The following is a 13,427-nucleotide window of genomic DNA, read 5'->3' on the forward strand; positions in this document are numbered from 1 at the left end:
TTATACTCCGGCCACCTGGCCTGTTAACGCTACATCTTTACTTTCCGGGAATTTTTCCCAATACCACTCCCGATAGCAAAAAGTTAAGTTTGCATCTTTAGCTGGCATTTTTATAACACGCTGGAATTTGAAACCTAACCTGGTTACGAAAATGTGCATCGCTCTGGACTCTACAGCCGCTTCACCAATACATTTCCCCACAACCGGATTCATAAATACCAGGTCCATAATCATCTGTCCAATACAGAAACTGTATTTTTTATTCTTATCGGTCGGCGCAATTAACAAATGTGCTCCGTAATCTGTGGCCAAAGCTTCATAATACGCACCTACGGTATCACGCATCGGCCAGTAAGGTTCGATAGTGAAAGTGGGTTCGCCATTAATTTCTCCGATAATACTATGAGAATGATCACTTGGGATCAAGGTTCGGTAAAAGGTTTCCAGATCTTTGATTGGCCCGTCCATTTTCCAGATTGGTTTAGCATGTTCCTGGTTAAACCAGTCATGTGCCATCTCCAGATCCCTGTCTACATCAAATGAACGCAGCGAGATGGTGATGTCTTCCTTAGGAAAATATCTGCTGTAAATGACCTCGTCAATTTTTGGTTTGATCAGGTTATCGCAGAAAAAATACTTGTTTAAAGGATTAGGATATGCTCTGTAAATTGCCGGATTATCAATTGGGGCACTCGCTTCGTCTATATTAATCAGATTGGTCAGCAGGTTACCTTTCACTTCCCAGCTTCTGCTGTTAATCACATAATCAACAAAACCAGTAGTATCTGATTCTTCAAATTGCTTAAATTCAAGGTAAATCAGATCAATCAATGTTCTCTCGTCTGCCAGGCCATTGCAACCCAGCGCATTCACAATACCCAGCAGATTATTAATCAGCAGGTAATAGGTTAATTTTGGAAAGATTAAAGCTTCCGGTACAATAGATCCGCTTTCCTGAGCTAAATCCGGCAAATAGCTTAAGAGTTCTTCTGCTTTTCCTGCTCTGAAAAAGAAGCCCTGGTTATCTCTGAAATAAAGTTTAGCCGGAAAATTCTGGCTATCCAGCTCCACCATTACATTTTGCTGATGAAATTCAAAGGCCATTCCGTATTTGTTCAGAATCCCGACAATCGGGCCTGCACAGATATGCAGATATTGCTTGAACCAATTGATAGCTACCTGATCAACGGGCTTATTTTTAAGTTTTGCAGCGTGCTGAATGACATTTACTATTCTTGGTTTTTCACCCAATAGGCTATCCTGGCATAATGCAGCCAATAAAGTCACATTTTTATCCCCGGCTTCGCCTTTAAATGCATTGTGACGGATACTGGTGTTAAAGCCATCGATAAATTTGCCTTGATACTTTACAGAGAAAAAAGCAGGGTCAGTTACAAATTCAATTTCCGGGAACTCTTTTTTCAAGTTTTTACCCAGCTCTGTTTTTAATAAACGGCTTACATCATATCCGCGGTGCAGTTCCCGGGTTAAGTTCACACGCTCAGAGTTGGTAATTTTCACATGCAGTGAGAATTTATACATCCAGTCACTTTCGCGGTTGTACACCGTGCGTACTGAAGAAGTGGGCGTATATATAGCACCCCAGTTGCCCAGACTATACAATAGTCCCTCTTTTTCCATTGCTTTTACTTCTGGCTGGCTTAGCAGATATTCTGCCTCCCAGGGATGTATTGGCAATACTTTCCAGTCTGGATGCTGCTCTATTAATGATTTTACCTGGTGATCTGCCGGAATTGCATTTAATAATTCTGTCTTAAAAGTATCAGTAATATCAAATCCTTCTGCATTTTTCTCTATCACCTGATCTGGGGCTATCAAAAAATAAGCTAACTGGAATTCTCCAGCAGTTTCAGGAGAGTATTTTAATAACTCCTGCTCGTTTTTAAAACCCATTCTGCCTTTGGTCAGCGGGTGTGAGTTATGTCCCAGTGCTAAGGATTGCTCTGTTTCAATAAAGTTCATTTTCACTCTATTGACCAGTTTCCCCGTACGGTTAAAGTACTCCTGATACTTCGTTAAGTTCTCTATGCTGTTCGACAAGCGCGATTTTACCAGCTCAGCATTGATTTCCGGAAATTCTGCGCCTGCAAATAAAATAATCAGTTCCATAAAGCGTAAAGCATCTATAGACTTAATTTCATCAGTTGCCAGTTCACGTGAGATCACAGGAAAGTAAAACACGTGTCTTCCGCTTTCTGCATAGTGCTTTAAAGGGGCAAATACTTCAAATCCAAACTCAGAAAAATCGAATCGTAAGTGTAATTGATGGCCTGTTATTTCCAGATAGTCAGCCAGAGGCTGGTCATATCTGGGAATTCCCTGGTAACGGCTCCAATTACTAAACTCCCTGCAATAGCTGTTTAAGAGAGAATTGAAATTAATTTCTCCAGAATTCTGTTGTAGTTTTATTAAATTGTAGGTATTCGTTTCCATGTTGTTTGATGATGTTGAAGATGTTTTTAACGTGGTCAATTGTAGTGAGCGGGTTAAGCAATGTAAATTTGAGGTAGAATTGTTTGTTGATTTTAGTACCTGCAACAAGTGCTTCTCCACGGTTGAACATACTTTTTTTGATAAACTGGTTCATTGCGCAAAGGTCTGCTTGTCCGTCTCTTGGGTTGTAACGGAAAACAAGTGCGCTGATATCAGATTCGTTCATCAGTTCAAATGCTGGATCTGCTTGCAACATAGCAGCAATTTGAGCAGCGGTATGAATAATCGTCTCAAAATACCCCCCCAATTTTTCTTTACCCATCATTCTCAGCGTAAACCAAAGTTTTAAAGCGTCAAAACGGCGGGTAGTCTGAATAGATTTATTGACCTGATTAGGTAAACCGTCATGATCGTGATCTTTAGGGTTCAGGTAGTCAGCATGGTGTGTAATCAAACCAAAAAACTTCTTGTCTTTGATCAAAAAGGCGCCGCTGCTTACAGGCTGAAAGAATGATTTGTGATAATCTACGGTTACTGAATGGGCCAGTTCGATTCCATTGATCAGCTTGCGGGATTTATTAGCTAACAGTAAACCACAGCCATAGGCAGCGTCTACATGGAACCATAAGTCATATTTAGTACTTAAACGGCCTATCTCTTGTAAGGGATCAATATTCCCGAAATCGGTCGTTCCCGCGGTACCTACAATCGCAATCGGAATATTTCCTAATGCAATTTCCTGTTGAATTGCGTCTTCCAGCAGCACAGAGTTCATTCTAAAGCTACGGTCGGTTTTAATTTTTACAACTGCTTTTTCGCCCAGTCCCAATAAGGAAGCGTTTTTCTGGATGCTAAAGTGGGCCATCTCTGAAACAAAGATCCTGAAACGTGAAGCTTCAGCTGGCAAACCGTCTTGTTTAATATTGTGGTTCAGAAGTTTAAAGGCATAATGGTCTCTGGCCAGCAGCAGGCCCATCAAGTTACTTTGAGTACCTCCACTGGTAAAAATCCCATCTGACAGTTCGCCGAAGCCGATTTCTTTACAAGTCCATTCAATCAGCTTTTGCTCCATCAAGGTTCCGCCAGCGCTTTGATCCCAGGTATCTAATGATGAATTGATAGAAGAGATCATCACTTCTGCTGCAATTGCAGGAATAACCAGCGGGCAATTTAAATGGGCAATATATTCCGGATGATGAAAGGCTACAGCGTGGTTCGTGTATAAGTTCTCCACTTCATCCAAAAGACTATCATAGTCTGGTAAGGGTTTATCAAAATCCACTTTTGCAAATAATGGCCGTAGTTCTGCCGGGGTCACTCCACTGAATGGCTTTTTATTGGTATCCAGGAAACGCTTTACTGCAAGGCTTACCTTACCTATGGCATCCAGATATTCTTCTTGATTGTCGTGATGGAAAATATCTTTTTGAGGATTATTTTCGAATAATGTAGTTAACTGTTCTTCTTGTAGGTTGATTGATAGCATATCGGTCTTAATTATTCACGGTTTTATATAATTTGGGGTTATTAATAAGCGTGTTTATTGTCCTGCACAAACATGAAGTCCAGTGCACATTTAAATCAGCAGAAGGGAAACCAATAAGGGCGAAAACAAGGTTTAGGATCCTCTTCTTCATTACAGTTTAAATTTCTTCGCTAAGTAAGATGTTATTTAGAACAATTACAAATTATATTTAGACTAATTACCAATAATGACGCAAATAACTGATTCACAACGATATTTTAATATTATTTCTTAAATAATTGAGTTAATATTTTTTTAACATACGAGTTCCACACAGTGGATTCGCTGCTAAACCAATAAAAAGAAAGAAATATTTTTAACTTTTATTTGCGAGGGCTCTTCGCTTGTCTTTTCGCTTGCCTCTCCAGAAAAGGAAACCGGTTAAGGGTAAGCTGGCGCAGATGAAACTGGACATAAAGGCAATAATCTTACCTGTTGTACCAAGTATTTGCCCGGTGTGCAGATCATAAGACATTTCATTTAATTTTAGTCCGTTGCTTTTGTTACGGTGAGCCAGTTCTTTGACTAAAGCACCAGTGTTGGCATTAAAGTAATACCGGTCACTTTTGTAATAGAACAGTGCTTTTTCATAAACAGTGATGTCCAGTACTGCTGAACCTTTTACGAGAGGAGCAATCAGGAACATATCTGAATGCGGAGATTTTTTTAAGCTTTCCAAAAAGGCAACATCCAATAATTTATTGGAGTCCAATAACTTAGTTATCTTAACCATCGGTATTTTTTCCTCAAAAGCGTAAGTACTCCCTAAATTAACAGTGTTCTTCACTCCTGTTTTCAACCAGTCGTAACTAATCGACAAACCTGTAAAGGCCAGAACAAAAGCGATTACGCAAGTATAAACTCCTAAAACGCTATGCAGATCATAGTTTACACGTCGCCATTTTCCATTGAATTTAATGGTCAATGACCGTTTAACTTGTGTTTTTCGTTTAGGCCACCAGATGATCACTCCGCTAATCAGCATGAATAAAAATATAAATACGGATACACCAACTACCATTTTCCCGATTGGCCCGGGCAATAGCAGGTAGATATGGATAAACTGGACAATAGTAAAAAAGTCTTTGCGCAGGTTTTGATCATGGAGTACCTGGCCAGAGTACGGATTAATATGGACAGTGTAGAATTGCCCTTTTCCGGTTAAAAAGATTACCGCTGCCCTGTCTTTACTTACATAAACGATCCTGTCTACCTGGAGTTCGGGGTGAACTCCTTTTGCGATTGCACTGAGTTTGGAGGGTAAAAGGACTGGCTTATTTTGTACTTCGATTTTACGCCAGGGTTCTGTAGCATCTCTTATTTCATCCTGGAAGGCATATAGACAGCCTGTTATACTCACAATAAATACCACTAAACCAGAGGTTAAACCCAACCATCTGTGTGCGAGACGCGCTATCTTTTTCAAGTTCATTCTTAATATTTGATCAAAAATATAAAAATAAAGCATTATTTGGAATTAATCCAAATAAATCATTGCTTTGCGGTGTAAAAATCAAAAAACCAAACACATGAGAAAAAATCTATACTTAATTTTAATATTAATGATTGCTTTTACGGCAGGCGCTAGTGCGCAGACGGTAAGCGGAATCATTAGTAACAATACCGAACCGCTTAGCGGAGCAAATGTCAAAATTGAGGGCAAAAAGCTGGAAACCAGTACTGACAAGGAAGGACATTTTGAATTAAAACTTGAGCCAGGTACTTACAATCTGATTGTGAGTTATATCGGTTACAACCAAACTGTTAGAAAAGTAACTTTGGTTAAGGACCAGCAGTTAAAATTGGAGCTGGCACTTGATCCGAGCAATACCATGGATGAAGTTGTCGTGGTTTCTTCACGTAAACCGAGTAAGGTTAGTGAAATTCCAGGAACAGTCTGGATCATTGACAATCAGCGTTTACAGGAGCAAATCAAAGGCGGCGTAAGCTTAAAAGAGGCTTTAGCCAGATTAATCCCTGGTTTGGATGCCGGTCCTGAAGGACGTACCAACTTCGGTCAGAACTTAAGAGGCAGAAATGTACTGGTTATGATTGACGGGGTGTCTTTAAACAGTACCAGATCGGTGAGCAGACAGTTTGATTCGGTTGATCCTTTCAATATTGAACGCATTGAAGTACTTTCTGGAGCGAGCTCAATTTATGGTGGCGGCGCAACTGGTGGAATTATCAATATTATCACTAAAAAGGGCCAGGCTGGCCCTCCTGCTTTCACTACTGAGACTGGTATCCGCAGTGGTTTAAAGCAAAATGCAGATCATGATGTACGTTTTGCACAGTCTATTTCGGGTGGTAGTGAGAACTTTAAAGGAAGAATCGGTATTGCTTATCAAAAAAACAATGCTGCTTTTGATGCAAGTAACAAACAGATTTTCACAGATATCACGCAAACAGATTTACAGTACAACCAATCTTTTGATATTTTCGCAAATACGGAGTTTAAGTTAACTGCTAAACAAACTTTGAAAGTAAACGCCCAGTATTACAATTCTGGTTATGTAGGCAATAAAGATCTTTTCCTGGGTGCCAATTATGCAGGTTTATTATCTAAACCAGAACTTCTGGAAATGAGAAATGGTTTTTCATCTTCTGTAAAACCACAAACATCACGTGCATCGATCAATGCTGATTACCATGCTGCTGATATTTTAGGCGGTCAGGATTTATATATCCAGGGATCAAGCAGAAATGAAAAATTCAGCTTTCACCCTTTCCCTGGTCAGGTGATTAACCCGGCAATACCAGGTGGCCGTCTTATTTATTCAGGTTCTACAGTCCAAACTACCAGGTATAGTGCATTGAAATTAGTACTGGCCAAACAATGGTCAGCTTTTAATTTAACTTATGGTGTTGATGGTGATAATGAAAACTTTATTGGTAATCAAACTGTATTTGACAGAGTGCTTGCTGCTTCGAGCGGCGGAATGATCAACAATGGAATTGCAACAGTACGCCGTTATCCTGGTGTTGATATCAATAGTCTTTCTGGTTTTATGCAGGCGCAATGGAATCTGACAAGCAAACTGAGTTTATCAGGTGGTGTAAGACAACAAAGAATGTTTGTGAAAGTTGCCGATTTCGTTGGAATTAATGCACAAGTACCTATTATTTTTGGTTTAGGCAAAACAGCTGCTACTATTCCAGGTGGTAAGAGTAACTACGACGTGAACTTGTTAAATGGTGGTTTAGTTTACAAAATTTCTGCACCTGAGCAGGTTTGGGTTAACTTTGCACAAGGTTTTAACCTGGCTGATCCGGCTAAATATTATGGCCAGGGTACTTATGCACTGAATGGTGCAAACTGGGATTTAGTGAAAGGGAGCAGTGTAACTACTTCTCCACTTACAGGATTAAAAACCAACCAGTTAGAAACAGGATGGCGTCATCGCGGTAAAGTACTGAATGCACAGGTTGCTGCTTTTTATTCGTGGTCTGATAAAGATATGAAAACAAATACAGCCAACTTCGCTGTTGAAGTAATTGATCGTAAGCAACGTAATATGGGTGCTGAAGCTTCTATTTCAGCTACCTTACCAAGTGGCTTTGAAATTGGAGGAAATGGTTTATACATCAAATCTCAGTTCAAAGCGGATGACTCCTGGAAATCACAGGATATCAGCAATGCAAGTCCGTCAAAAGCAACTGCATTTATTGGATGGAGCAATAAGTCAATAGGATTTAAAGCGCAGGGTTTCCGCTCTTTCGATTTGAAAGACAATGTGAACAACGAATTGAAAGGATATACAACAGTAGATTTGTTAGGCCATGTTAAGTTACCTCTTGGAACGTTATCATTTGGTGTACAAAACTTATTAAATAAAGAGTATCAAACTATCTGGAGTAAACGTGCTCAGGTTCTTTACAGCACACTGGGAGTACCTCAAACTTATTATTATTTAGGCAGAGGCCGTACTTACAACGTAAGTTATACAATAAACTATTAGTCGTTATAGCAATAGTATCAACTGCTAAAAGCGGGCCTCCAAATGGAGGCCCGCTTTTTTTATTAGCCTGTATTATATGATTACAGAAGAAATATCGTTGATGATGACAGAACCCTAAATAACGAAAATGAAATTCTATCAGCATTCTATCCTTCTGCGAGAAAGAAAAAGAGGTTTTCACCTGATTACTTCTGATATCCTTCAGGCCTTTCCCGAAATCAGTGAACTGAAAACAGGCATTTGCCAGGTTTTTATTCAGCATACTTCTGCTTCGCTGACAATTAATGAGAATGCCGACCCGACAGTGCGCCATGATTTCGAAATATTTTTCAATAAAGCAGTTCCGGAGAATGATCCGGATTATCTGCATGATGAGGAAGGATCGGATGATATGCCCGCTCATCTGAAAACAGCTTTACTGGATACTTCTTTGATGATTCCAATTCGTAATGGCCGTTTAGCACTGGGTACATGGCAAGGAATTTACCTATGTGAACACCGCAATTATGGGGGTTCAAGAGCCATCATGTTAACTGCCTGGGGAGAATGATGAAGGCAAAATGCCAACGAATCATACAATCTATTATGCATTTGAATATATTTGAAGACCGAAATATAAAATCGGCTTACAAACAGGTATCAACCTCTCCAATCAAATTATTCATATGAAAAAAATAATTGCGGTAAAATCAAAAAAAGAACTTAAAACATTTATTGATTTTCCTCATGAGCTTTACAAAAATGATCCGTATTATGTTCCGGAATTGTTTATTGCTCAAAAAGATTTATTAACTACCCACCCTTTTCATAAGCATTCTTCGCTACAGACTTTTTTACTGTATGATGGAGATCAGGTAACTGGTCGTATTGCCGCAATCCAAAATAATAACCACAACATTGCGAACAATTCCAATGATGGTTTCTTCGGTTTTTTCGATTGCATCAATGATGCAGAAAGTGCATCTTTACTATTTCAGGAAGCTGAAAAATGGTTAAAGGCAAAAGGTCTGACTAAAATGGTCGGCCCTGTCAATTTTTCTACCAATGAGCCTTGCGGTTTACTTATCCAGGGTTTTGATTCCCGTCCGGTAGTGATGATGCCTTATAATGCTTCTTATTATCCTGCGCTGCTGGAACAAAATGGTCTTGCAAAACAGGTAGATCTGATTGCCTGGAAATGGGATGGTGATGCTTATGATGACCGTTCTGTGCAATTAATGGATAAATTGCAATCACGTTTATTACGAAGCAATATCACTATTCGTAAAATTAACATGAAAAAATTCAAGGAGGAAGCAGAAAACCTTCGTGAAGTTTATAATAAAGCATGGGACAAAAACATGGGTTTTGTGCCGTTGAATGATGAAGAATATGATTACCAGGCCAAAGATCTTAAAATGATCTTAGATCCTGATTTTTGCCTGGTTGCTGAACAAGAAGGAAAGATTGTGGGTTTTGGCGTAGCTATTCCGGATATCAATGAAATCCTGATCAAAATTAAAAGAGGAAGGTTATTCCCTACTGGTATATTTAAACTGCTATTGAACAAGAAAAAGGTTTCAGGAATCCGGATCTTATTGCTTGGCGTAGTGGAAGGTTACCGTAAAATGGGAATTGAAGCTTGTTTATATGGTAATATTATCAAAGCTTACAAAGCTAAAGGATTAAAATACGCGGAGGCATCATGGACACTGGAACACAACGATTTAGTGAACAATGCAATCCGCGCAATCAAAGGAGATCCGTATAAAAAATACAGGATTTACGAAAAAACAATTTAAGGCCCAAGGGGTATACATGAAGTTCAACAGTCATTTTTCAATTGCTCAGCGCCCAGGATTGCTGATCCTGTTTATCGTATTATTTTTTAATAGTACGGGGCTTTTAGCGCAGCAAAAGAAAGCTGTTAAAGGGAGTAGTGATCTTTCTTATCTGAATGATTCAACGGTATTGAACAAGAGTGATTATTTACTCCGGTTAGGTAAAGTATTTGAAACTATCAATCAGGTACAGGTTACTACTTCCTCTTTTTATCTATTGAAGCCCATCGCCATGCATTTAACGCAGGACGAGGCGGCAATAGGCCTGATGAAAAAGCGTTTGTCACAAGGTGACCGGACGCTGAATGTGCAGAACCTGCAAATGTACCAGACCTTACTTGATGAACTGGAAACCAACAACCTGGGTTGTATGGATGATCTTCAACGCTATGAGAAGGAATTAAACGGGCTTAAAACCCAGATTCTTACCCTGCGTAAAGATACCGTACTGATGAAAATCTTCAAGACAGATTCTTTAAAGCGGATGTTTAAAGCTGAATTTGCAGAGTTGGGCAAAAAGCGTATTGTGATGGATAGCCTGATCAAGTCCAATACCAGTTTAATCAATAACCTTCAGGCAAGAACTTCTGCTAATATCATTACAGTCAGAGAATTAAAGTACACAGCAGATAATCAATTGTCGTCTGTGAGTATTAAGGCTTTTAGTAAGGAAAGGCGGTATCTATGGGAATCTGTGGACCAGAAAGCGAATAAGCGTGTGGATTTTCAGCGGTTCATAGAAAGTGAGCAGCAAATTTCCGGCTATTATTTCGAGTACACCCGGGGCAGCAGATTTTTATTGCTTGTCATTGGGGCTGCTTTTTTCTTCTGGGTCTATTTCAATTTCAAAAGTCTGAAGCAAAGAGACAAATTAGACGCTGTTAAAGATCTGAATTTCACCTTTATCAGGCAAAAACCTTACCTGATCACACTGATTTTTATATTCACGCTAGCGCCTGTTTTTGACTTACTGGCTCCTGCGTTATATATAGAATCGATTCATGTTTTACTGGCCTTAAGTATTACTGCGTTACTTTTTAAAAGACTCCCGAGAGACGTTTTTTACAAATGGTGTATTTTTGTAGTGCTGCTGATTTTCCCGGTCATCCTGCGTTCGCTGGGTATGCCTGCACGTTATCAACGCTGGTTATTATTGATATTCGGTATGGCCTCCCTTGCATTTGGATTGTACAGCTATAAAATTTTAAAAGAGAAAGCGGTAAAATACAGATTGCTAAAGAGTGTTGCCATAATCTATATCATTTTTAATTTCCTGGCGATCATCTGTAATTTGTTTGGCCGTTTTACTTTAACGCAGATTTTCTATAGCAGTGCTGTAAGTTCATTATTACATGCAATATCCTTGATTATCCTTGCTGGAGTGATCACTGAGGCATTTTTATTACAGATTAAAACCAGCAGGGTCAAGAAAAATTATCCTGAACATTTCGACTGGGAACCTGTAGTCAAAAGCCTGCGCGGGTTATTAGGTATCGGGGTGTTTTTGATCTGGCTGACTTTATTACTGGTTAATCTAAACATATTTGATGGGTTATATACGACGTTAGTGGCAGCATTAACCGAAAAGCGAAAAATTGGAACCCTTGTTTTCACTTTTTGGGGCATCGCCTTATTCCTGATGATCATCTGGGTAGCTAACTTTCTGCAAAAGTACATTGCTTACTTTTTTGGGGATACAGGTGATGATTCGCTGGATGATAACAAAGGGGAACGTTCTAAATTGATAGTAACTAAATTGGTATTACTTATAGGGGGCTTTTTAATAGCTGTAGCGGCCTCAGGATTACCAATTGATAAGATCACCGTAGTGCTGGGTGCTTTGGGCGTAGGTATCGGCTTAGGGCTTCAGAATATTGTTAGTAATTTCGTTTCAGGTATTATCCTGATCTTTGATAAAACGGTTCGTATCGGTGATGTAGTGGAGATCAGTGATAAAAAAGGAAGAGTTAAAGAGATCGGAATCCGTGCAAGTACTTTGTTGACAGATGATGGTGCAGAGATTATCATTCCTAACGGAGCTATTTTATCTAATAATATTATCAACTGGACGCTGACGAATAATCAGATGCGTGTGGTTATCGAATTTTCAGTAGCTAATCCTTTTCACAGAGAAGAAGTTACGGAACTAATCAAGGAAGCAGTAGCTTCGAGTGACAACATTCTCACGGCTAAGGAGCCAAAGGTGATTATTGTTCCGAAAAACAAGACCAGCAGTATAATTAAGGTTTATTTTTGGTGTAAAGATATCTCGATGGCCGAAAATACCAGGAGCACTATCAATTCGGTTATCTTTGATGAACTGGAAGAAAGAGGGATTGAGATTTTATAGATTTAAAACACATGCCGTTTGATTTCAGGCTCCCAGACATCAGAACATCTGTTTATATAATCATTTATAATTTCCTGTGTGTAATTTTTCACCAGGGATTTAGCATTGATATCGATAGAGCTATAAAGGTGGTTATATATTAGGTTTTCAAGGCTCTTGACAATTTTATCTGCTTTATATTCTTTTGCTACCTTACGCCTGGCCGATTCGGATAATATTTCTCTTATTTTTTCATCTTCATATAAGAAAAAAAGTACATCAGCAATTTTTTTCTGATCACGTGCTACAATAAAACCTGTCTGCCCATTATCAATCAGCTCAATTTGTGGATTATCCCGATCCAGGTTATTGACAGCTACAACTGGAATACCAACGGTCATAGCTTCTGTAATAGCCATTCCAAAGCTTTCTCCAATTTTACTTGCAACCAGAAATATGTCCATAGCACTGTAATATATCAATGGGTGCTGTAGATCTGATGTGGTATCAAAAACAATCAGTTTATCCAGTATATCCAGATTCTTTGCATATTCAAGAATTTCTGGGGTAGCCCCAATTAACAGAAATTTTGCATGCTTTACTTTTTTTGCAAATTCTGCAAATCCGTCTAATGTAATCAAATCAAGATTAGCATTATCCAAACGGCCTACCCCTCCTACGATGAAGGAATTCTGAAGGTTGTTTTGCTGTTTAAATGCTTTTAACTGGTTATCTGTCGGCAAAAGACTGTTAATGCGGTTAACATCTACCGGATTAGACAATACTTTTCTTTTGGAGGGGAAATCATCTTCCAGATTACGATCAGCAAGCATCCTGCGGGCCAAAATCAATTTTGATATATATAGATCATAATCAATAAGGTCATAGAATCCTGAAGGGTTATACAACCCAAGGATATTGGTCATCAGCACCAGCTTTGGTTTGTTTGCTTTGACGATAGCAAAAAGTTCCGGATCCAGAGAACCATCACTGTGCCAGTGGAACACATCAGTTTCCCGAAGCAGTGGAGCAAGCTTAGTCACATCTCCATTTAAAACCACAACATTGACACCCAAATCCTGAATCAGTTTCACCCTGGCCCCACCTTCTTTTACCCCTACAACTGTAACCTCGAAATTGTCTTTGTTCAGAAATTTACTGATTAACTGAATGGTGTATGCTGTACCTCCTAAGCCTAATTCATTGCCGGCTTCAATAATTTTGATCTTCTTCATTGTTGAGTTATAGTTTCAGTATTAGTCAAACAATTTACATACTTTTTCTATACTCAAATGGGTCATATGTCCCAAAATACAAAGACCATTTTTCTACACGGA

Annotated in this window: 8 protein-coding genes; 4 read left to right on the top strand and 4 right to left on the bottom strand. The window is 39.1% G+C overall.

The window, feature by feature from the left end:
* The 3 genes from HDE70_RS12370 to HDE70_RS12380 form a co-directional block, all read right to left on the bottom strand.
* On the bottom strand, positions 1-2,454 hold the full coding sequence (locus HDE70_RS12370) for a GNAT family N-acetyltransferase (protein ID WP_183890424.1): 2,454 nt from the start codon (positions 2,452-2,454) through the stop codon (positions 1-3).
* Positions 2,399-3,940 (bottom strand): pyridoxal phosphate-dependent decarboxylase family protein, encoded by a 1,542-nt coding sequence (locus HDE70_RS12375; RefSeq protein WP_183890426.1) that lies wholly within the window; start codon positions 3,938-3,940, stop codon positions 2,399-2,401. The genes HDE70_RS12370 and HDE70_RS12375 overlap by 56 nt, the downstream gene beginning before the upstream one ends.
* Before the next feature lie 355 nt (positions 3,941-4,295).
* Entirely contained in the window at positions 4,296-5,411 is a 1,116-nt protein-coding gene (locus HDE70_RS12380) for a PepSY-associated TM helix domain-containing protein (RefSeq protein WP_183890428.1), read from the bottom strand.
* A gap of 97 nt (positions 5,412-5,508) precedes the next feature.
* Between HDE70_RS12380 and HDE70_RS12385 the strand changes: the two genes are divergently transcribed.
* The 4 genes from HDE70_RS12385 to HDE70_RS12400 all read left to right on the top strand — a co-directional run bounded on the left by HDE70_RS12385 (position 5,509) and on the right by HDE70_RS12400 (position 12,111).
* Positions 5,509-7,941, top strand: coding sequence for a TonB-dependent receptor (locus HDE70_RS12385; protein ID WP_183890430.1), 2,433 nt, complete (start codon positions 5,509-5,511; stop codon positions 7,939-7,941).
* A 127-nt stretch (positions 7,942-8,068) separates the two neighbouring features.
* Entirely contained in the window at positions 8,069-8,491 is a 423-nt protein-coding gene (locus HDE70_RS12390; RefSeq protein WP_183866677.1) for a secondary thiamine-phosphate synthase enzyme YjbQ, read from the top strand.
* Positions 8,492-8,606: 115 nt separating this feature from the next.
* On the top strand, positions 8,607-9,722 hold the full coding sequence (locus HDE70_RS12395; protein ID WP_183866676.1) for a hypothetical protein: 1,116 nt from the start codon (positions 8,607-8,609) through the stop codon (positions 9,720-9,722).
* A 16-nt stretch (positions 9,723-9,738) separates the two neighbouring features.
* Entirely contained in the window at positions 9,739-12,111 is a 2,373-nt protein-coding gene (locus HDE70_RS12400; protein ID WP_183890432.1) for a mechanosensitive ion channel domain-containing protein, read from the top strand.
* Positions 12,112-12,113: 2 nt separating this feature from the next.
* On the opposite strand, the gene HDE70_RS12405 is transcribed toward HDE70_RS12400, so the two are convergent.
* A complete protein-coding gene (locus HDE70_RS12405) occupies positions 12,114-13,325 on the bottom strand; it encodes a glycosyltransferase (protein ID WP_183890434.1) in 1,212 nt (403 codons plus the stop codon).
* Between the last annotated feature and the right edge of the window lie 102 nt (positions 13,326-13,427).

Source organism: Pedobacter cryoconitis, from assembly GCF_014200595.1.
Taxonomy (GTDB): Bacteria; Bacteroidota; Bacteroidia; order Sphingobacteriales; family Sphingobacteriaceae; genus Pedobacter; species Pedobacter cryoconitis_C.

Bases quoted from the DNA above. Each gene is read 5' to 3' on its own strand.
- HDE70_RS12370 (WP_183890424.1), bottom strand. From the start codon at position 2,454: ATGGAAACGAATACCTACAATTTAATAAAACTACAACAGAATTCTGGA.
- HDE70_RS12375 (WP_183890426.1), bottom strand. From the start codon at position 3,940: ATGCTATCAATCAACCTACAAGAAGAACAGTTAACTACATTATTCGAA.
- HDE70_RS12380 (WP_183890428.1), bottom strand. From the start codon at position 5,411: ATGAACTTGAAAAAGATAGCGCGTCTCGCACACAGATGGTTGGGTTTA.
- HDE70_RS12385 (WP_183890430.1), top strand. From the start codon at position 5,509: ATGAGAAAAAATCTATACTTAATTTTAATATTAATGATTGCTTTTACG.
- HDE70_RS12390 (WP_183866677.1), top strand. From the start codon at position 8,069: ATGAAATTCTATCAGCATTCTATCCTTCTGCGAGAAAGAAAAAGAGGT.
- HDE70_RS12395 (WP_183866676.1), top strand. From the start codon at position 8,607: ATGAAAAAAATAATTGCGGTAAAATCAAAAAAAGAACTTAAAACATTT.
- HDE70_RS12400 (WP_183890432.1), top strand. From the start codon at position 9,739: ATGAAGTTCAACAGTCATTTTTCAATTGCTCAGCGCCCAGGATTGCTG.
- HDE70_RS12405 (WP_183890434.1), bottom strand. From the start codon at position 13,325: ATGAAGAAGATCAAAATTATTGAAGCCGGCAATGAATTAGGCTTAGGA.